The organism is Saccharopolyspora aridisoli, from assembly GCF_004348445.1.
Classification (GTDB): domain Bacteria; phylum Actinomycetota; class Actinomycetes; order Mycobacteriales; family Pseudonocardiaceae; genus Saccharopolyspora; species Saccharopolyspora aridisoli.
The window spans coordinates 34,853-54,411 of record NZ_SMKV01000023.1 but is presented as its reverse complement, the minus strand read 5'-3'; the positions used below and the strand labels follow the sequence as shown (position 1 = coordinate 54,411).

Sequence of the window (19,559 nt, the reverse complement as noted above, 5' to 3'; positions counted from 1 at the left end):
CCCCTCGGAGAAGGAGAGAAGACCATGGTGAAACCGGTTCGCCCACCCGTGGCCATCGCCACGATGGCGCTGGCCCTGACCGCGTGCGGTTCCGGCGCCCAGCAGGCCGCCGCGCCCGCCGGGTCCGGCCCCGCCGTGCCCGACCCGATCGTGACCACCTACGACGGCGGTGTCCTGGTGCTCGACGGGAGGACCCTGGCCGTGGCCGAGGACATCCCGCTGCCGGGCTTCAACCGGCTCAACCCGGCCGGCGACGCCGAGCACGTCATGGTGTCGACCTCGACGGGCTTCCAAGCGCTCAACGCCGTGCGCGCCCAGCTCACCGACGTGCACTTCCCGGCTCCCGAGCCGGGTCACGTGGTGCGCAACGCCGGCCGCACGGTCCTGTTCTCCGACGGGACGGGCGAGGTGACCTCGTTCGACACAGCCGAGCTCGCCGGCAAGCCGGCCACCGACAAGCACACGGCCGCCGAGGCCCACCACGGCGTCGCGGTCGAGCTGTCCAACGGCCAGATGGTGCTGTCGCTGGGCAACGAGGAGGACCGCACCGGCATCGCGGTCCTCGACGAGCACCGCCACGAGATCACCCGGAACGAGGACTGCCCCGGCGTGCACGGCGAGGCCGTCGCGCAAGGCGAGGCCGTGGTCATCGGCTGCGAGAACGGTGCGCTGGTCTACAGCGGCGGCGCGATCACCAAGATCACCAGCCCCACGCCGTACGGGCGGATCGGCAACCAGGCGGGCAGCGAGCGCTCGCCGGTCGTGCTCGGCGACTACAAGCAGGACGAGCACGCGGAACTCGAACGCCCGCAGCAGGTCGCGCTGGTCAACACCGCGGACTCCTCGCTGAAGCTGGTCGACCTCGGCACCAGCTACACCTTCCGCTCGCTGGGCCGCGGCCCGGCCGGTGAGGCGCTGGTGCTGGGCACCGACGGTCAGCTGCACGTGATCGACCCAATTCAGGCCCGCGTGGTCCGCAGCATCCCGGTGATCGGCCAGTGGGAGGAGCCGCTGGAGTGGCAGCAGCCCCGCCCGGCGCTGTTCGTCCGCGGCGGCACGGCGTACGTGACCGACCCGGCCAAGCGGGAGATCCACGCGATCGACATCGCCTCCGGTCAGGAGATCGCGACCGGCGCGCTCCCCCGGTCGCCGAACGAGATCGCAACGCCGCTGGCGGGTCACTGACGCTGAACCGGGGAGGGGCCGGCATCGGATCGATGTCGGCCCTGTGTTCGGCGCTCGAGCGGGCGGACGTGGATGTGAGCTGTTCACGAGTTCCAGGTCGGTGATGCGGTTGCCGAGCAGAGCCCGGGTGCGGGCGCCGTCGGGATCGTCGCGGAGGTCGTAGGTCACACCTACATCGCGCCCTACCTGACCTCGGTGCCTCCCGTTGGCGGCGTCACTCTCGGGCGCTGCGGCAGCGCGGGACGACCTCGGGGAACAGGTAGTGGTCGGGGGTGTCGAGGGGCTCGACCTCGTAGACGTCACCCCGGCCCTCGCGGGAATCACGTCTCGGACGTGCCGCGCTACCGCCCGAACAACCGCAGGCACCGGAGAGGTGCATCGGGAAGCGGTGCGGAAGGCCTCTTCGGCACCGCTCCGATCACCCCGGAGCCGACGTCCCGCTGCTTGGACCGCATGTGGCGCGTGCGTTGGTTGTTGCGCGAGGGGCGGCTTGTTCGTGCCGGGTACCGCATGTGGAGCGGCATGCCGGGTAACCGGGGTCCAGGGGTGCTCTAACAACCCCAGGTCGTCGACGAACGAGTTCAGGGCCCGGGTAGTGAGGTCGGAGGTGCTGGGGATGTGGTTCGACAAGACGAAGGAAGAAATTCCACAGACGATGGAATCAATGGCGCGGGCGATCCACGTGGAGCGGACGCTGCCGAACATCCTGGCCCGCATCACCAGCCTGGCGGTGGAGCTCGTGCCGTCGTGCCACTACTCAGGCGTCCTGCTGGTGTTCGAGAAGGAGGTCGTCACGGCGATGGCCAGCAGCACCCTGGTCGTCGAAACCAACCACCTCCAGGGGCAGCTGAAGGAAGGCCCGTGCTTCGACGCCGCCTGGGAGGAGACGTCGTACCGCGTCGTGGACATGCGCACCGACAAGCGGTGGCCGCACTTCATCCCGGGCGCGCGGCAGTTGGGGATCGGAAGCATGATCGGGTACCAGCTCTACGCGGAGCAGGACGGGATCGCGGCTCTGGACCTCTATTCCACCCAACCGTACGGCTTCACAACCCTGTGTGAGCAGTACGGACGAATCCTCGCATCCCACGCGGCCGTCGCGCTCAACTGCTCCTCGACGGAGCAGATCGCCGAACTCGCGCGGTGATGCCCGACGCTGCGCTCTCGCGGTCCGCAGCGGGACGGGAGTCCGTCGAGCGCGCCGACCGCGAAGCGCTGCAGGCGCTCTTCCACGCGCACGAGGTCCAAGCGGTCGCTCGGCGGACACGTGCTCCACGCCGCCGCTGATCTGCTCTGCGACCACCGCGGAGCTTGGGTCGGCGGTGGCAAGTGGCTGCCCCGACGTCTGCTCCAAGCCGACCATGCGCGCGGCGCCGCACTGCTCCAGGGACACCACCAGCTGTGCGAGTCCGGCGACGCGGCGGCGCTGACCGCAGCAGCCAGCCAGGTCCTCGAGCTCGTCGGTGGGGAGGTTCGCGAGGGTTACCGCAGGACTTGGCGAGGTCCCCGCTGATCACAGAGCCCCCCACCGAAAGCGATCTGCGACCGCCTCGCCGACCAGGAGGAGGAAAGGGGCAGGGGATCAGGTCACTGGCCCCGTCGGGTCCGTCCATGTGAGCGAACTGCGGGCCCGACTGCCAGGCGATCCAGCGTCCGGCTCAGCACACCCACCCCGACGGCGACCGAGAGGGTGCTCACCTCGCGTGCGAACCGGCCGGACGCGAGGAGTGGAGTTCCCCTGGTGTCACCGGGGAACCGGGCAGGCCGCCGGAGGTGGGGCGTCGCGCCGGGAACGGTTGCGGTGGAAGGAGTCCGGCCCGAGGTCTGCGAGGCGGTAGCCGTCGGGGTAGCTGGCCGGGCGGGGGATGACCGGGTTGGAATCCGGACGGGGTGGGCCGAGTCGGAGGAGTTGGCCCCGGGCCTTGAGGGCGTGCCGGACGGCTCGGCGGGCGATTCCGGGAGGCCGGGGGATGTTCAGCGCGTCGAGCAGGTGCGGGGCCATCAGGAGGCGGGTCGCGTCGCTGACCGGGCCCGACAGCGGACGCGGGAACCAGGAACCGAACAGGCGCATGGTGGAGTCGGCGACGCGCCTGCCGCCGTCGTTGAAGGCGAAGCGGTCGCGCTCGTAGTCGTCGAGCAGGCGCTCGAACTCCGCGTAGGTCTCCGGGATGGCCTCGATGCGCATGTCCTCGCCCATCCGGCGCCACACCGTCGTCAGCGCACGGATCTCGTGGGGGTGCAGTGCGCGCCAGCCGAACTCGTTGATCCAGCGCACGGGCATGACCACGAACGTTGCCAGCGTGTAGAGGTAGTCGTCGTTGCTGATCCGGTAGCGCCAGTGGATCTGGTTGAGGTGGTCCACCGCCTGCTCGCGCGAGCGTTCGGAATTCGGGATGAGGATTTCGTAGAGCACCAGGACGGTGTCGTCGTAGCGCTTCTGCGTGCAGCGGGTGAACTCGCCGGTGCGGTCGAGCAGTCGGCCGATCGTCGGGACCGCGTAGGTGCGGAACAGCGCGAGTTCCAGGGAACGCGTGAAGTCCCAGGGGAATTCGTACTGGGAGAGCAATCGGTAGATCTCATCGCAATCCCGCTCGGGGTCCATCGCGAGGATCGTCTTCAGGCGGTCGAAGCGCCGCATCTCAGGTACCTCCCGTCGCATCCCGTAGATCGAAAGTAGCTCCTTGTTGGGCGACGGTCAACAGTGCGGAACATGTTGGTGAAGAATGAATCTCGTGCTAGTCGCCGTCTAGGTAGCCATGGTTGTTGACAGCGAGACAATAGAGTCGCAGACTCCGCCACAGCTACATCGCAGCCACGGAGGCCACGCCATGCCAAGAGTCCTGACCGATGATGCCCCTCGGCGGGTGTTTCGGGTGATCGGGGGTGTTGGGCGGGTCGGACGTGGGTTAGAGGAGTTCGATTCCTCCGATGAGCCAGCGGCCGTTCTCGTGGATGAGTGTCATCCGCATGCGGTTCCGGTCGATGCGGGGTTCCGGGTCGTTCCTGTTGGTGATCTCCTGATCGACGAAGAGTGCGATGACCGCCCGGTTCTGGTCGGCTTCGACCGTGGCCGCGGTGAGGACCGTTCCTTGCGAGGTGGCCTGGTTCTGGCATCCCCTTGGAACAGGCCACAATCAGCGCGCACACCAGAGGAGCGGCCTGGCCGACCACCACGAAGGCCACCACCGCCCCGCCGTACCCCTCAGCGCCGATCTGGCTGGCCAACGATCCGACGTTGAGCGCCACCACGACCCCCAACGGGATCGTCACCAGCAGCGCGGGAAGAGTGGTGACCGCGGCCAGGAAGTGCACCTGGTGCAGGCACTCCCGCCAGGCCAGCCGCGCTCGCGCCAGAACCGCGCGGTCGCCGCGACGGTCCTGGCTCCGAAGTCCACCAGCAGTCCGGCTTGAAGCCTGCGACGGGCCCTGGAGATCGGGTCATCCGCTGCTCCCCCGTCGTCGAGGTGAGTGAACCTGCCACGCAGACCCGTTGGGCAGGATCGCGTGGAAGGACGCCGGCGGGCAACCGGTTCCGGCTCAGGCGTCGCGCACGGCGGGGAAGACCGTGTTCACCAGGTGCAGCGCCGTGCGGGTGAGCATGACGTGCAGGTCGCTGCGGCTGAGGCTGCCGCGCACCAGCCACTCCCGGGAAGCGGCCTTGAGCATGGCGCTGTGCGCTCGGATCATCCCGCGCAGCTTCTCGCGCCCGACCGCGACATCGGCCATCATCGCAGCCTCCAGCACGCGGTCGGTCGCGATCTCGTCCGCCTCCAGCATGATCCGCTCGACCTCGTCGTCGTGCCCGATGGCTTCCGCACCGATCGCCGAGAGCCACATGTCGCGGTTGCGCTCCACGACGTCCAGCCAGCGGTCCACGCAGATCGACAACCTCTCCTCGGCCGTCGTCGGGGGAAGCCGCTCGGAGACCGAGGCCGGGATGACCATCATCTGCCGCACGACCTCCAGGTACAGCTCGCGCTTGCTGCCGAAGTAGTGGTTGATCAGCGCCCGCGCCACGCCCGCCTCGGCCGCGATGTCCGAAGTGGACACAGTCGAGAAGCTGCCCTCGCCGAACAGCTTGCGGGCCACCGCGAGGATCTCGGCGCGCCGCGCGTCGGGCTCCATCCGTCGCCGCTGGACCGGGCGCTGGGCGTTCATCTCGACTCCTCACAGGTGACTGCTCCGACGTCAAAAAGGTACCGCAGCGGTCTTGCTCACGCGGCGAGCAGTGCTGGTCGGAGGTGGGTCGCGCGGTGTTGGCCCACCGCCAACACCTCACCGGTACATCCCCTCGATGGTTTCGGCGTAGCGCTCGGCGATCACCGTGCGCCGCAGGCTGAGCTTCGGCGTCAGCTCGCCGGACTCGGCGGTCCACGGGCCTGCCACGACTCGGTAGGTCTTGATCTGCTCCACCCGGGCGAGGTTCGGGTTGGCAGCCGTCACCGCCTCGTCCAGCGCCGCGCGCACCTCGGGATGGGCGGCGATCTCGTCGAGGTCGGTGGTGCCGATGCCGTTGGCCTTGGCCCAGGCGCCCTCCAGGGCCAGCACCGCAGCGTTGCTGTGCTGGGCGACGAAGTGGATTGCTCGGTGCTCAGCGTGTCGTAGGTGGTGCAGGGCAGCGCGCCGATGTGGATCGCCGCCAGGTCGCAGACCCAGTGCTCGGGCCGCTTGGAAATCGCGATGAGCATGCGGTCGCCGCGTCGCAGGCGCAGAGCGGTGAGCCCACGCGTCAGCGCGCTGACCTCGGTGCGCAGCTGCGACCAGGTCAGGGTCGTGGTGTTCGGGCCGATCCCGCTGGTGAGCGCTGGGTGGTCGGGGAAGTCCTGTGCGTTGCGGCGCAGCAGCGCGGGGATGGTCAGCCCCTCGACTGACCGGCGTACCTGCTCAGCTGTGGTCACGGCATGTTCCCTCCGTTGTGAACCAGGCGCGCACGTACTGCGTCGACACACGCTGAACCGGCTGTTGCCCGGATGTCAACAGCCGTCGCTCGATCGTTCGCGAAGTCAGGAAACATCTTCCAGCGGCGTTCCTGCAGTCCATGAGTAACCCACTCGGACCTATTGACATGAAGACAACAGAAGTCATGATTTTTTGACGGGGTCAGGACTGGGCCCAGCGGCGACAGGGAGGTGGCCATGACACCGGTGGAAGAGGTCGACGACGTCATCGTCGGAGCGGGACTGATGGCCGGGGCGGCGAACGTCATCATGCAACTGGGACGACCGGGGGTCGGCTACGGAGTCCTGGAGAGCACAGTGGACAGCGGAAACCTGTTCAATCGCCCGTACAAGCGCACGCGCACCACCTTCACCTACCTGTCGGTGGCGACGCTGGGGACGGCGGAGGAGAAGAAGGCGTATCGCAGGTCGGTGAACCGCTCCCACGCCCGAGTGCGTTCCGGGGAGTCGAGCCCGGTGTCCTACAACGCTTTCGACCCGGAGCTCCAGCTGTGGGTCGCGGCCTGCCTCTACAAGGGGTACGAGGATACCTTCGTGGCCATGACGGGGCGTCCCATCCCGGCCGACCGCCGCGAGGCCATCTACGCCGCCTCCGCCCCGCTGGGCACGACGCTGCAGGTCAAGCCAGAGATGTGGCCGTCGACCCGAGCCGAGTTCGACGACTACTGGGAGAAGAACCTCGCCGAGGTCCGCATCGACGAGCCCGTCCGGAGGCACCTCCTCGACATCGCGGAACTCCGCTTCCTCCCGGCGGTCCTGCGCGTTCCGCTCGCGCCGTTCAACAAGTTCATCACCACCGGGTTCCTGCCCCAGACCTTCCGCCACCAGATGGGGCTGACCTGGAACAACCGTGACCAGCGACGCTTCGACCGACTCACGCGGGCGATCGGCGCCGTTGCGCTGCGCCTCCCGAGCCCCCTGCGCCGCTTCCCCTACAACTACTACCTCTGGGACCTGCGCCGCCGCATGCGCGCGGGCAAGCCCCTGGTCTGAACTGGCCGGGCAAGCGAACGAACGGTTCCGGTCAGAGCTGCCCGTCGCGCGGAGGCCATAGGACTCGCCTATGGCCTCCGCTGCATCTTCGTCTTTGATCACACGGCTTTTCCGGACGTAGCGTGAAATCACTCGGCGCGGCGTTCACGCGATGAAACCCCCGCCCTGGAATTCGCCGAGTCGAGTCATTGATGAGAGGTGCGGCGACATGCACGCGTTCGGAAGTGGAATTCAGGAGTTCAGGGGCAAGCGGGCTTTGGTCACGGGTGGCACCCGCGGGATCGGAGAGGCCGTCGTGCGCGGTCTCCTCGACGCCGGTGCCCAGGTGCTCACGACGGCCAGGACCGCGACCAGTGCGCCGGACGGGGCCGCGCTCGTCACCGCCGACCTGCGCACCCGCGCGGGGGCGCAGGAGCTCGCGGACGCGGCGCGGCACGTGCTGGGTGGAGTGGACGTGCTGGTCGACAACGTTGGCGGCGCGCAGCCGCACGAAGACGCCACCGCCATCCCCGACGAGGAGTGGCAGGACGCGCTGGACCTGAACTTCCTCGCCGCGGTGCGCCTGGACGCCCTGCTCGTGCCGGGGATGCGAGAGCGGCGAACGGGGGCGATCGTGCACATCTCCTCGGCGGCGATCTACAGCCCGCCGCCGCAGTTCCTGCACTACGCGGCGGCGAAGATGGCGCTCGAGACCTACAGCCGCGGGCTCGCCTCGGACCTGGCCCCGCACGGGGTCCGCGTCAACACCGTCACTCCCGGCCGAGTCACCACCCCCGGCGGCGAGCAGACGCGACAGCAGTGGGCGCGGCTGGAGCCGGGGCAGGACGGCGCGCCGGTCCCGCTGGGCCGCGACGGCAGGCCCGAGGACATCGCGAACGCAGTTCTGTTCCTCGCTTCGGATCGCGCGAATTGGGTCACCGGGAGCAAGTTGATCGCCGACGGCGGCGAATTCCACCGAGGCTGAGTACCAGGTGAAGGATCGAGGGGATGAAATGGTCGACCGTTCGACGAAGAGCGCGGTGATCACCGGCGGTGCGAGCGGAATGGGATTCTCCATGGCGGAGCTCCTCGTGCACGGTGGAGCGCGGGTGGCGATCACCGGCCGCTCGCAGGCCTCGCTCGACGCCGCTCAGGAACGGCTCGGCGACAACGCGGTGCCCATTCGCGGCGACGTCTCGTCGCTGGAGGACCTGGACGGGCTGGCCGAGCGGGTCAAGCGCGAACTCGGCACGATCGACGGCTTGTTCGTCAACGCGGGGGTCGCGCGCTCCGTGCTGCTGGAGTCGATGACCGAGGAGGCCTACGACGAGCAGTTCGACGTCAACGTCAAGGGCGCTTACTTCACCGTGCAGAAGCTCGCGCCGCTGCTGAACCCGGGTGCCGGGGTCGTCCTCACCACCTCGGCGGCGAACGTCATGGGCATGCCGGCCGTGAGCGCCTACGCGGCGGGCAAAGCCGCGATGCGCTCGATGGCCCGCACCTTCGCCGCCGAACTGCTCCCGCGCGGCATCCGCGTCAACGCCATCAGCCCGGGACCGGTCGACACGGGAATCCTCGAGAAGGGCATGAGCCAGCAGGAAGCCGACCGGATCAAGGCACGAGTGATGGCCGACAACCCGATGGGACGGTTCGGCAATCCCGACGAGATCGCCACGGCCGCGGCGTTCTTGGCCTTCGACGCCACCTTCACCACCGGTGTGGAACTCCCGGTCGACGGCGGGCTCACCCAGCTCTGAGCAACGCGGTCAGGCTGGCGGAGCCGGGAGGTGCCACGGCTCCCGGTGCAGGAGGTCGAGCAGGGCCGACTCCGCCGGGCCCGGGGTGGGGCGCAGCACCGCGATGACGGGCTGCGCGACCACCGGCGAGACCGGGCGGATCAGGTGCCTGTAGCCGTCGGGCACCGTTGAGGCGGGGACGAGCGCGACGCCCAGGCCGTGGGCGGCCCAGCGGACGGCCGTTGCGGTCTGGGTCACGCGTGCCGCCGTGGCCGGGGTCAGGTCGTTGTCCCGCAGCACGCTGTGCAGCACGCCGTCGAGGGCGCTGTCACGATCGAACCGCAGCCACGGTTCGCTCGCCAGGTCCTGGAGATCGACCTTGTCGGCGGTGAGCAGCGGATGCTGTTCACCGAGCACCACCACGAACGCCTCGTCACCGAGGTGGTGCGCGCGCTCGGGACTCCGCTCGCACGCCGCCATCAGGGAGAGGTCCAAGGAACCGCGCCGGTACAACCGTTCCAGCTCGGCGGAGTTCGGCTCCTCGAAGACGGTGACCTCCACGCGCGGGAACCGTCGCGCAAGAGCTCCCAGCGCGCTGGGCAGCTGGCGCGTGCCGAAGCCCATCTGCGCCGCGACCACCAGCTCGCCCACGAGCTCCTCATCACCGGCTCGCGCCGTCGCCCTCGCCCGCCGCGCTGCGACCACGGCGACCTCGGCCTCCCGCAGGAACGCCCGCCCGGCCGAGGTCGGCACCAGCCCGCTCGGGGTCCGGGCGAACAGCGTCACCCCGAGCTCGCGCTCCAGCCCCCGGATCTGCTGCGACACCGACGGCTGGGCGACGCGCAGCGACTCGGCGGCAGCCGTCACCGACCCCTCCTCGGCGACCGCCAAGGCGTACTCGAACTGACGAAGACTCATCGGCTTCCCCTCCACGAGACCCACCAGGCCTAAACACCCCGCACCCAGAACCTGTTCCCGGAGCACGGCCGTGATCGGTGCACGGATTGCTGCCGTGTTCGCTACCGGGTGTGGAGTGCTCATGGTGGGCCGTGAGCTGGGGAGCTTGGTGGGGCCTTCTGCGCTCTTGCGGCGGTCGGGTGGGGTGAGTGGTAGGGGGAGACCGACTTTCGATGTACGGGGCGGCCCCTAGGGGGCCTCGGGGCGGTTCCCGGGGTGAGACCTGAGGTCGCGGGGGTCGTGTTCTCCGTAGCGTCCTCAGTAGGAATGATCATGCCGTTCCCCCTCGCGGACCGGTGTGGTCGGTCTACTGGAGGGAGTTCCATGCACGCCAAGGCGGATGAGTACCGGGGTGGCCTCGCGGCGTTGTCGGTGAACGCGTCGCTGGACGAGGTGCTCGAACAGGCCGAACGGCACGACGCGGCGGCGACCACGCCGGGCGAACGCGCGGGCGCGCTGCTGGCCATCGCCGAGGCGTGCAGGCGGTTGGGCAGAGTGGAGCGCGCTGAACGCGCCTGGCGCGCCAGCTACCGCACCGCACGAGGTGCCGGCGACCAGGACGCGATGGCCTGGGCGCTGTGGAGCGGCGGCACCCTCGCCCGGCAGCGCGGGCGCTACGTGCTGGCGCACCGCCTGCTGACCCGCGCGGTCGAGGCCGCCGAGCGCGGCACCGATCCCATGGCGCGGGGGTACGCGCTGGCCGGGCTCGCCGAAACGGGCCGCGTGCGAGGAGATTTCGCCGGAACGCTGCGCCTCCACGAGCAGCTGCTGGCCGAGGCCCGGGAGGTCGGGCAGCCGAGGCACGTCGTGTGGGCGCTGGAGGGGATCGCGCAGATCCACCGGCACGGGGGCGACTACGACACCGCGCTGGCCATGTTCACCGAGGCCTGCCAGATCGCCACCGACGGCGCCGACCAGCGGGGACGGGCCTGGGCACTGCGTGGCATCGCCGACCTCACCTCGCTGCGCGGCGAACCCGACGAGGCCCTGGACCTGCTGGCCGACGCCGAACGCACGTGCCGGGACATGCGATTGGAAGCGGCCCTGGCCTACAACCACAAGATGCGCGGCAACGTCCTCTACCGGGCAGGCCGCTACGCCGAAGCCGAGCGGGTCTACCGCGACACCGTCGAGGAGTTCGCCCGCATCAGCGAACCCCGCGGCGAAGCCCTCGCCCGACTCGGCCTCGTCAAGAGCCGAGCCCGCCGAGGGGCCGCACCCGCTGAAACCGATCAGGCGCTCTCGGCCCTCCACACCCGCTTCACCGACAGCGGTCTGCACCACGCAGCCGACATGGCCCAAGCCGCCCGTCGCGAACTCCTCGACTAGGAGATGGTGGTGACCACCAGCTGGTAGCAGACGGCGGCGATCGCGACGAGTCCGATGGCGGCCAGACCGTTCTGCCACCACCTGTTGCGGAGGTCGCCCATCAGGCCGCTCCGGTTGGCAAGAACGACGAGCAACACCGCCAGGACAGGTGCAACGACGACCGTCAACGCTTGGGCGGCGATGATGAGCTGGACCGGCGACTCACCCCGGGCCAGAACGGTGACCAGGGCGCCGAAGCCGAGCACGCCCAGTATGCCGGTACGGACTCGCCACGAGGCGAGTTGGTTGCCGAAGCCGAGGCCGTCGGAGAGCAGGGTGCCTCCTGCGGTTGCGTTGGCGATCATCGCCGAGAGAGCGGCGCCGGTGAAGCCGAGTGAGAAGATGGTCCGCCCGATTTCGCCGGCGAGCGGGGTGAGGACGGTGGAGAACTGCTTGAGCGTGGCGCCGTCCTCGCCGCCAACGCCGGGCAGGACTGCGGCTGCGGCCATGATGACCAGGGCGGTCATGATCCCGGGTGCGACGATGCCGGGAATGGTGTCGGCGATGGTGGTTTCGCGGTGCTGATCGCGGCGCAGTCCGCGCTCACGTGAGGCGTAGCCGGCGTAGAACGCGGCGTTGACTGAGAAGTTGGTGCCCACGAGGGCGACGATCAGCAGACCGACTCCTGCGGGCACGACCGGGACGACGGACCCGATGGCGGCGGCTCCCCAGTCGGGCCGGGCGATGATCGCGGTGGCGACGAACGATGCCGCCATGACCGCGACGATGATCAGCACGAGCTTCTCGATGAGGGTGTAGAGCCGTCGTGCGAAGAGGATGCCGACGACGACGGTCGTGCACGCCAGCGTCCACCACATCGGCGAGCCGCCGAACACCAGCGACAGCCCCAGGCCCGAGCCGACGGCATTGCCGACGGAGAACATCAGGCTGATGGCGAAGACGCCGAACCCGGCGAGCCCGCCGACCCAATGGCCGAGGTGCTCCTTGATGGTCTGGATGACGGAGCCCTTCGACACGAGGGCGATGCGGATGCTCATGTCGGCGTAGATGAGCATCAGCACTGTGGAGATGGCGATGACCCAAATCAGCGAGTAGCCGAAGCGGCTGCCGGCCTGCACCGCCGCGGTGAGGTTGCCCGGCCCGAACTGCCAGGCGCCGACGATGAAGGCAGGCCCCATCAGGGCCAGCATCCGCAGGATTCGGCGGCCACTGCCGACCGAAGCGGAACCGGAGGTGTCGCTGGGCCCGTTGTTCGACCGGGCGGGTACTGCGTCGGACATCGTGCTTCCTCACCCCCACGCGGCATTGTCGCGGGGTCGTTCGGGGACGGCATTGTCACCGGACCGGCCGGGTGGCCGGCAAGGGCCGGATGCACTCGCGCACCCGGCCCCGCGGGTTGGCTCAGATGAGCTTCGCGCTGCGCAGCGCCCGGACGATCTCTTCCTCGGCTCCGGCGGAGAGGTCGATCAGGGGAGAGCGCACGGTCGCGTTCTCCAGCACGCCGAGCGCTTTGAGCGCGACTTTGAGGGCCACGGTGCCCTCCATGTGCGAGCCGCGGTGGTAGACGGCCTTGGTGACCGGCAGCAGGCGGTCGTGCACCGCGCGGGCCGCTGCGTAGTCCCCGGCCTTCCCAGCCGCGATGAGTTCTAGCAGCGGTTCAGGGGCGATGTTGCCGTATCCGACCAGCAGGCCGTCCACGTCGAACATGGTGTGCAGCAGGTACTCGTCGTGGCACGACAGGATCTGGAGATCAGGGTTCTCCCGTCGCAGGACGGGGATCTCGGTGTCCCAGCGACGCATGTTCCGGACGCCGTTCTTCGTGGCGAAAACGCCCGGCTGGGCGGCGATTTCGAGCTGGGTGTCGAGGTCGTAGTTGGCCTTGGTGACGTCCGGGTACTGGAAGAGGATGCAGGGCAGGCCCGCCTCCTCGTAGATCGCGCGGTAGCGCTCCTGCGGGGCGCCCTGCTGGTAGCCGAACCGCAGCCAGCCGTGCGAGGGGTACACCAGCGCCGCCTCGGCTCCGGCGGCGACCGCGCGCTTGGCCTCGTCCACCGCCACGTGCGTGCCTTCGCCGGTGATCCCGGCGATGACCGGGACGTCGACAGCGTCGACAAGCTGGGAGATGGTGGTGACCTGCTCGTTCTGGGTCAGGAATGTCCCCTCGCCGGCGTGGCCGAGCACTACGAGGCTCGTGACGCCGTCGTGGCCGGCTAGCCATTGGCCGAGCTTGGCCATCGCCTGGTGGTCAACCTCGCCGTCCGGCGTGAACGGCGTGACCGGAGCGGGATTGAGGCCGCGGAGATCGAGAGACATGCCAGGGGCTCCATTCTAGGAACGGTCGCGGGAACGTTCCCAGAACCATGCGTCACGGCTCGCCGGCTGTCAAGACCGATCCCGGGAACGTTCCCAGCTTCGGGTAGGCTCCGGGTGTGGTGACGATTCTCGATGTGGCCCGGGCGGCCGGGGTCAGCAAGTCCACGGTCTCCCGCGTGCTCGACGAGCGCCTCCCGCGCTCCACCAACGCGACGGCGGAGCGCGTTCGCGAGGTCGCGGCCGAACTCGGCTACGTCCGCGACCCGCTCGCCTCCGGGCTGCGCCGTTCCGGCACCAGCACGGTCGGGGTGATCGTCCCCAGGCTCACCGACACGGTCATGGCGATGCTCTACGAGGCGATCACCGAGGCCGCGGCCGGACGCGACCTGTTCACGGTCGTGGCGACCACCGAAGACCTTCCGGAAGTGCAGGACAAGGCGGTGCAGTCGCTGCGGCGGCGCAGGGTCGACGGGCTCATCCTCACCACGGCGCGCGTCGGCGAACCGGTCGACGTCGGCAAGACCTCCTACGCGCTCGCCCTGCGCACCGACGGCAGCAGTCCGGCCGCCATCGGCGACGACCGCCTCGGAGCGCAGTTGGCGACGCGGCACCTCATCGATCTCGGGCACCGCAGGATCGGCCTGGTCGGTGGACCCGCGCACGCGTCGAGCGCGCAAGGGCGCGCAGCGGGCTACCGGGAGGCTTTGGAAAGCGGTGGACTCTGCTTCGACCCGGTGCTGGTCGCCGGTGATGCGTTCTCGATCGAGGCCGGTGAACTCGCAGGGCGTCAGCTGCTGGACCGTCCGGACCGGCCGAGCGCGGTGTTCGCGGTCAACGACAACACGGCGATCGGTGTGCTCGCCGCCGCCCACGCGCTGGGCTTGGAAGTGCCCCGGGACGTGTCGATCGTCGGCTACAACGACATCCCGGTGGTCAGCAGGCTGCCGGTCCCGCTCACGACCGTGCGGGTGCCGTTCAGGCAGATCGCCGCCGACGCCCTGCGCCTGCTGCTCGACGACGGGCGGGGGAGCCGCGAAACCCTGGTGAGCGCCCCGACCCTCATCCCGCGCGGCTCCACCGCCGCTCCCCGGTAGCTGGAATCCGGAGCGCCTTGGTCGTAAGGTCGCCGGGTGGGTTCTGGGACTGTTCCGGTGACGCCGGTGCTCGGTGCCGTCGTCGTGCTGCTGCTGGTCGTGGCCGCTGCGGTGGTGCGCCTCGGCGGGTTCGCGCGGCACTGGGCCGTGATCACCGCCGGTGCGCGCGGGGCCGCGCAGCTGCTGCTGGTGTCGCTGATCATCACCTCCGTGGTGCGCTGGCCGTGGCTCGTGGCGGCGTTCATCGTGGTCATGTTCGCGGTCGCCGCGCGCACGGCGGGACGGCGGATCACCCGCAACCGGACGTGGTGGTGGGGGGCCGTGCCCATCGCCGCCGGTGTGGCCCCGGTCGCGGGAGTGCTGCTGGCGTCGCGGGCCGTGCCGCTGACCGGGCTGGTGCTGATCCCGCTGATCGGCCAGCTGATCGGGGGAGCGCTGACCGCCACGGGGCTGGCCGGTCGGCGGCTCCTCGACGAGCTGGCGCAGCGCCGCGGCGAGGTGGAGGCTGCGTTGTCGCTGGGTCTGTCCGAACGCGACTCGCGGCTCGAAATCGCCCGTCCCGTGGCCGGAACGGCGCTGGTGCCCGCGCTCGACCAGACCCGCACCGTGGGCATGGTGACCCTGCCCGGCGCGTTCGTCGGCATGCTGCTGGGCGGTGCCAGCCCGATTCAGGCCGGTGCCGTGCAGCTGTTCGTGCTGGTGGGGCTGCTGGCGGTGGAGGCGGTGGCGATCGCGGCAGTGCTGGAGATCGTCGCGCGCGGCCTGGTCACCCGCCCGGCGGCGCACCAGGCGTGATCCGGCCGCCGGTCAACGCCTGGGAGCGGGCAGGGTCAAGGCCGAGTGCTCCGGCCTGCCGGTCGCGGGTGGCATCTCGGCGAGTGCCCGCAGGCCTGCGTTGCGCTTCTCCAGCGCCTCCCGCGTGGTGGGGAACAGGGTGGCGTCGCCTTCGCCGACGAGGGCTTGGTTGAGCTTGACGAACTCGCGGGTGGTGGCCTCGTAGGCGGTGAAGGCCTCGGTGTGGTCGGGGTGGGCGGCCAGCGCGTCGGCGAGCACGTAGGCGCCGACCAGCGCGAGGCTGGACCCCTGGCCGGTCAGGAAGGACGGCGCGTGGGCCGCGTCGCCGACCAGGGCGACCCGGCCGCGCGACCACGCGGGCAGGTGGATCTGGCTGACCGTGTCGAAGAACAGGTCATCGGATTCGCGCATCGCCTTGACCATGGTCGGGATCTCCCAGCCCTCCCCGGCGAACGCGTCGGTGACCAGCTCTCGCTGCGCGTCGGGATCGCGCAGCAGTTCCATCGGCGGGTGCGGGCGGGCGATGTTGAGGAAGCCGTGCAGCTCGTCGCTGTCCCGGACGCCGTAGAGCGCCGCCGCCTTGCCGGGCGCGTTCCACATGACGCCCTCGTGGGAGAGCCCGAGGGTGTTGGGCGTGGTGAACCCGGCGAAGCAGAACCCCAGGTAGCGGTGGAACTGGAGCTCGGGCCCGAAGATGAGCTCCCGGGTCCGGGAGTGCAGCCCGTCGGCGCCGACCACGAGGTCGAACTTCCGCTGCGCACCGCTGCGGAAGGTGACGCGAACGCCGTCCTCGCGCTCGTCGAGCGCGTCGATGGAGTCGTTGAACGCGAACTCCACGTCGTCGCGAACGGCCTCGTAGAGCACCTCGGTCAGATCACCGCGGCGGATCTCCAGGTCCTGCCCGTCGACACCGCCCACCACGTGCTGGGGGTGCACGGAGGCCGCGACGGATCCGTCGGCGTCGAGGAACGTCAGCCGCTGCGTCTTGATGTCGGCCTGCCGCAGTTGTGGCAGGACCCCCATCCGGCCGACGACCTCCAGGGCGGTTCCCCGCACGTCGATCGGATACCCGCCGGTTCGCACCGATGCGGCCTTCTCGACTACCGTCACGTCGAACCCGTTGCGGTGCAACCAGAACGCGACCGCAGATCCCGCGATGCTCGCACCAGAAACCAGAACTCGCACGTCTTCCTCCTTCACTTGATGGACTTCTGCCGACGGGTCAGCACGACGGCGGTCACTGTGGACAGACCGAACGCGGCGGCGGCGATCGTGAGATAGGTGAAGACCCCGAGCCCCGAGTTCACGGTTCCGCCACCCGCGGGCAGCGCCGTGGAGTGCAGCACCGCCGATCCCACGAAGTTGAGCATCACGGAGCCGACCGCGACCATGACCATGACCAGGCTCGACACCGTCGCCTGCTGGCTCGCGGGCGCGAGGCTGCCCGCCACGTTGAACCCCGAAGTGCCGAGCGCCCCGACGGTGAACCCGAGCAGCAGCGCGAAGACGAGGGCGGCCGGGAAGGACGCGACACCGGCGAACATGCCGAGGGTGCCGATCGTTCCGAGGCCCACCGCTCCCGCGAGCGTCACCACCGGGCCGAAGCGCCCCGCCAGGATGCCCGCCAGCGGACCGCCGATCATGACGCCGATGGCCGGCGCTGCCAGCAGCATCGCCAGCGACCCCTGCCCGCCGAGCCCGTACCCGAGCCCCTGGCTCAGCGGGACTTCACCGACGAGCGGCAGCAGCTGCAGCACGCTCTGGTACGAGCCGGTGGACAGCACGATGATGAGCAGCGTCAGCAGCAGCGGTCCGCCCAGCCGGCGCAGGTCGATCAGCGGTTCCGGGGTGCGGCCGGACGCGATCCACCACCGGCCCACAGCCGCTGTTCCGGCGAGGAGCAGTGCGACCGGCCCGATCTCCAGCCAGCCGATCTCGGATCCGAGGCTGCAGGGGAGACCTCCACGTCCCCGACCCGCGCCGCGCGGTCCAGCACTTCATCGCACTGACCATGCGCCTGGCCCTCGACGTCATCGACGAGAACCCGGATCTCAACGCCGGAGAGCTCCACGCCCTCATCGCCGACGGAGTCGACGCCTTCCTGCGCGCCTACGTCTGACCCGGCCCGCCCGTTTCGGGAATGCCCTGGTGGTGAGGCGGTGTTATCCCGGCAACGGCTCGAGGCGGGGAGGTCGAGATGGCTGAGCACGGGGCTCCCGAATCGTCCGACGCGGGGGCGATGGACGCTTATTCGCGCACTGTGAGTTCGGTGGCCGCCGAGATCACGGCGAGCGTGGCGAGCCTGCGCACCCGCGGAGCGTGGGGTGAGGCCACGGGGTCGGCGGTGGTGTTCACCGAGGACGGCTTCATGCTGACCAACGCGCACGTCCTCGGCGGTTCGCGCGGAGGGACCGCCTACTTCGCCGACGGCACCAGCGCCGAGATGTCCCTGGTGGGCGCCGATCCCCTTTCGGACCTGGCCGTCGTTCGCGTCGACGGGCAGACGCCGAAACCGGTGGAGCTCGGGGACAGCGACGAGCTCGTCGTGGGCCAGCTGGTGGTGGCGGTGGGCAATCCGCTCGGCTTGACCGGCTCGGTCACGGCCGGTGTGGTCAGCGGCCTCGGGAGGTCGATGCCCTCGGGTGGCGGTCACGCCGGTCGGATGATCGAGGACGTCATCCAGACCGACGCCGCGCTCAACCCCGGGAACTCCGGCGGCGCCCTCGCCGACGCGCGAGGTGTCGTGGTCGGTATCAACACGGCCGTGGCCGGGATCGGTGTGGGACTGGCGATCCCGATCAACTCGACCACCCGCCGGATCATCTACTCGCTGATGCGCACCGGGCGGGTTCGCCGCGCCTACCTCGGTCTGGTCACCACGCCCGCGCCGCTGCCGGAGGAGCTGGCCCGGCGCATCGACCAGCGCACCGGTCTGCGGGTCGTCGACGTCGTGCGCCGCAGCCCGGCCGACCGCGCGGGCCTCCACCCCGGCGACCTCGTGCTGACCGCCGCGGGCGAACCCGTCCGCAACGCCCAGGGACTGCAACGGCTCATGTTCGCCGAAGCCATCGGCAAACCGCTGCAGATCACCGTCACCCGCAACGGTGCGATGGTCGACGTCATCGCAGAACCCACCGAGCTCCAGGACGCAGCGGCCTGACCGGGCGATAGGTTCGCGGTGTCAGCTCGAGCACGTGATGTGAGGCGTCGATGGGGATCAGCACTGCCGTTCCGGGGGAGCACCGAGCTGACGCGGAGCTGTTGTGGGACTACCACGACATGGGGCACGCGCTGCGGCCCTGCGACGTCGGGGTGGGGTTGGGCAGCCACGACCTCGGCGTCGCGGACCACATCGTCGAGCTCTACGGCGGCGGGTGGTTCCCGCTGGTCGTGTTCACCGGCGCCAACGCCCCGACGACCGTCGAGCGGTTCCCGCGCGGTGAGGCCGTGCACTACCGCGAGCACGCGATCGAACGCGGCGTGCCGGACGCGGCGATCGTCGTCGAGCCGAAGGCCACCAACACCGCCGAGAACATCGAGTTCACCCGCCAGGCCCTGGTAGGCCGCGAGGTCGAGTCCCTGCTGCTGGTGTCCAAGCCCTACCAACAGCGACGAGCCTTCGCCACGGCGAAGAAGGTCTGGCCCGAGGCCGACGTCGTCTGCAGCTCGCAGCGCACCCCGCTGGACGACTACGTCCGAGCCATCGGCGACGCCGACCGCGTCATCGACATGCTCGTCGGCGACACCCAGCGCATCACCCTCTACGCCGACCGCGGTTTCGCGATCGCGCAGGAGGTTCCGGACGACGTCGACGACGCCTACCGGCGGCTGCGCAAGGCCGGGTACACCCGCCGTCTCGCGCAGGAATGATCGGTTCGGCAGTTGACGCAGCGTGCCGTGCTCGTCCGTGCCGTAGGTGTGGAGGTGGCCAGAGCTGGGGACCAGGACGCTGCGGGTACGAGTACCGGGACTGGTCCTTCCGACGTGGTGCCGCTCTCGGTCCTCCTGTTCCGATCAGGCACCACTTCTCCCGCGGAAGCGTTCGATCGACTGAAGCCGGGGTGCCGAGCAGGCGGGCGGCGTCGGTCGGCCGCGTCCGCGCAGCTCTCGCTCGCACGGTCGCGAACTCCGGTGGTGGAGTTCGCGCCGCAGTCGACCGGGCGCTGCCCATCCGCTACCGGTAGGCCACCTCGGCGCCCGCTGGCGCTGCTCGGATAGCG

The 19,559-nt window shown here is 69.9% G+C and carries 21 protein-coding genes; 10 read left to right on the top strand and 11 right to left on the bottom strand.

The window, feature by feature from the left end; genetic code table 11:
* Positions 1-24: 24 nt before the first annotated feature.
* Positions 25-1,185 (top strand): zinc metallochaperone AztD, encoded by a 1,161-nt coding sequence (aztD, locus tag E1161_RS18300; RefSeq protein WP_132624863.1) that lies wholly within the window; start codon positions 25-27, stop codon positions 1,183-1,185.
* A gap of 214 nt (positions 1,186-1,399) precedes the next feature.
* Here the strand turns inward: aztD and E1161_RS27285 are convergent, their stop codons facing one another.
* Complete coding sequence (locus E1161_RS27285; protein WP_165939858.1) at positions 1,400-1,564, bottom strand: hypothetical protein; 165 nt, start codon at positions 1,562-1,564, stop codon at positions 1,400-1,402.
* A 285-nt stretch (positions 1,565-1,849) separates the two neighbouring features.
* Between E1161_RS27285 and E1161_RS18295 the strand changes: the two genes are divergently transcribed.
* Positions 1,850-2,332 (top strand): GAF domain-containing protein, encoded by a 483-nt coding sequence (locus E1161_RS18295; protein ID WP_165939857.1) that lies wholly within the window; start codon positions 1,850-1,852, stop codon positions 2,330-2,332.
* A gap of 597 nt (positions 2,333-2,929) precedes the next feature.
* Here E1161_RS18295 and E1161_RS18285 read toward each other — a convergent pair.
* The 5 genes from E1161_RS18285 to E1161_RS18270 form a co-directional block, all read right to left on the bottom strand.
* Entirely contained in the window at positions 2,930-3,823 is an 894-nt protein-coding gene (locus tag E1161_RS18285; protein ID WP_132624857.1) for an oxygenase MpaB family protein, read from the bottom strand.
* Positions 3,802-4,455: an ABC transporter permease gene (locus E1161_RS18280; protein ID WP_235875137.1), complete on the bottom strand. Its 654-nt coding sequence runs from the start codon at positions 4,453-4,455 to the stop codon at positions 3,802-3,804. The genes E1161_RS18285 and E1161_RS18280 overlap by 22 nt, the downstream gene beginning before the upstream one ends.
* 267 nt (positions 4,456-4,722) lie before the next feature.
* Complete coding sequence (locus tag E1161_RS18275) at positions 4,723-5,343, bottom strand: TetR/AcrR family transcriptional regulator (RefSeq protein ID WP_207920291.1); 621 nt, start codon at positions 5,341-5,343, stop codon at positions 4,723-4,725.
* Positions 5,344-5,460: 117 nt separating this feature from the next.
* Positions 5,461-5,733: a hypothetical protein gene (locus E1161_RS28155; protein ID WP_235875139.1), complete on the bottom strand. Its 273-nt coding sequence runs from the start codon at positions 5,731-5,733 to the stop codon at positions 5,461-5,463.
* Positions 5,625-6,083: an AMP-binding protein gene (locus E1161_RS18270; protein ID WP_235875133.1), complete on the bottom strand. Its 459-nt coding sequence runs from the start codon at positions 6,081-6,083 to the stop codon at positions 5,625-5,627. Before E1161_RS18270 ends, E1161_RS28155 begins: the two co-directional genes overlap by 109 nt.
* Positions 6,084-6,320: 237 nt before the next feature.
* Between E1161_RS18270 and E1161_RS18265 the strand changes: the two genes are divergently transcribed.
* The 3 genes from E1161_RS18265 to E1161_RS18255 all read left to right on the top strand — a co-directional run bounded on the left by E1161_RS18265 (position 6,321) and on the right by E1161_RS18255 (position 8,872).
* The gene (locus E1161_RS18265) at positions 6,321-7,136 is read left to right on the top strand and encodes an oxygenase MpaB family protein (protein ID WP_132624855.1); all 816 of its coding nucleotides are present in this window, start codon (positions 6,321-6,323) and stop codon (positions 7,134-7,136) included.
* A gap of 208 nt (positions 7,137-7,344) precedes the next feature.
* Positions 7,345-8,100 carry an oxidoreductase gene (locus tag E1161_RS18260; RefSeq protein ID WP_132624853.1) on the top strand — a complete coding sequence of 252 codons (756 nt, stop codon included), beginning with the start codon at positions 7,345-7,347 and terminating at the stop codon, positions 8,098-8,100.
* 28 nt (positions 8,101-8,128) lie between these two features.
* The gene (locus E1161_RS18255; RefSeq protein WP_132624851.1) at positions 8,129-8,872 is read left to right on the top strand and encodes an SDR family oxidoreductase; all 744 of its coding nucleotides are present in this window, start codon (positions 8,129-8,131) and stop codon (positions 8,870-8,872) included.
* Positions 8,873-8,881: 9 nt separating this feature from the next.
* Here the strand turns inward: E1161_RS18255 and E1161_RS18250 are convergent, their stop codons facing one another.
* On the bottom strand, positions 8,882-9,769 hold the full coding sequence (locus E1161_RS18250) for a LysR family transcriptional regulator (protein WP_132624849.1): 888 nt from the start codon (positions 9,767-9,769) through the stop codon (positions 8,882-8,884).
* Positions 9,770-10,132: 363 nt separating this feature from the next.
* Between E1161_RS18250 and E1161_RS18245 the strand changes: the two genes are divergently transcribed.
* The gene (locus E1161_RS18245) at positions 10,133-11,137 is read left to right on the top strand and encodes a tetratricopeptide repeat protein (RefSeq protein WP_132624847.1); all 1,005 of its coding nucleotides are present in this window, start codon (positions 10,133-10,135) and stop codon (positions 11,135-11,137) included.
* Here E1161_RS18245 and E1161_RS18240 read toward each other — a convergent pair.
* Both E1161_RS18240 and E1161_RS18235 read right to left on the bottom strand, forming a co-directional pair.
* Positions 11,134-12,417, bottom strand: coding sequence for an Nramp family divalent metal transporter (locus tag E1161_RS18240; RefSeq protein ID WP_235875131.1), 1,284 nt, complete (start codon positions 12,415-12,417; stop codon positions 11,134-11,136). The two genes, E1161_RS18245 and E1161_RS18240, sit on opposite strands and share 4 nt — an antisense overlap.
* Positions 12,418-12,538: 121 nt before the next feature.
* Positions 12,539-13,450: a dihydrodipicolinate synthase family protein gene (locus E1161_RS18235; protein ID WP_132624845.1), complete on the bottom strand. Its 912-nt coding sequence runs from the start codon at positions 13,448-13,450 to the stop codon at positions 12,539-12,541.
* 116 nt (positions 13,451-13,566) lie between these two features.
* Between E1161_RS18235 and E1161_RS18230 the strand changes: the two genes are divergently transcribed.
* Together E1161_RS18230 and E1161_RS18225 are read left to right on the top strand one after the other, a co-directional pair.
* Positions 13,567-14,544 carry a LacI family DNA-binding transcriptional regulator gene (locus E1161_RS18230; protein WP_132624843.1) on the top strand — a complete coding sequence of 326 codons (978 nt, stop codon included), beginning with the start codon at positions 13,567-13,569 and terminating at the stop codon, positions 14,542-14,544.
* Between the two features lie 36 nt (positions 14,545-14,580).
* Positions 14,581-15,339, top strand: a complete 759-nt coding sequence (locus E1161_RS18225; RefSeq protein WP_132624841.1) for an ABC transporter permease — start codon at positions 14,581-14,583, stop codon at positions 15,337-15,339.
* Between the two features lie 12 nt (positions 15,340-15,351).
* Here the strand turns inward: E1161_RS18225 and E1161_RS18220 are convergent, their stop codons facing one another.
* Positions 15,352-16,524, bottom strand: coding sequence for an FAD-dependent monooxygenase (locus E1161_RS18220; RefSeq protein WP_235875130.1), 1,173 nt, complete (start codon positions 16,522-16,524; stop codon positions 15,352-15,354).
* Between the two features lie 11 nt (positions 16,525-16,535).
* Complete coding sequence (locus E1161_RS18215) at positions 16,536-17,219, bottom strand: MFS transporter (protein ID WP_235875129.1); 684 nt, start codon at positions 17,217-17,219, stop codon at positions 16,536-16,538.
* A gap of 317 nt (positions 17,220-17,536) precedes the next feature.
* On the opposite strand from E1161_RS18215, the gene E1161_RS18205 reads away from it, so the two are divergent.
* The gene (locus E1161_RS18205; RefSeq protein ID WP_132624833.1) at positions 17,537-18,499 is read left to right on the top strand and encodes a S1C family serine protease; all 963 of its coding nucleotides are present in this window, start codon (positions 17,537-17,539) and stop codon (positions 18,497-18,499) included.
* Between the two features lie 50 nt (positions 18,500-18,549).
* Complete coding sequence (locus tag E1161_RS18200) at positions 18,550-19,209, top strand: YdcF family protein (RefSeq protein WP_132624831.1); 660 nt, start codon at positions 18,550-18,552, stop codon at positions 19,207-19,209.
* Positions 19,210-19,559 lie beyond the last annotated feature (350 nt).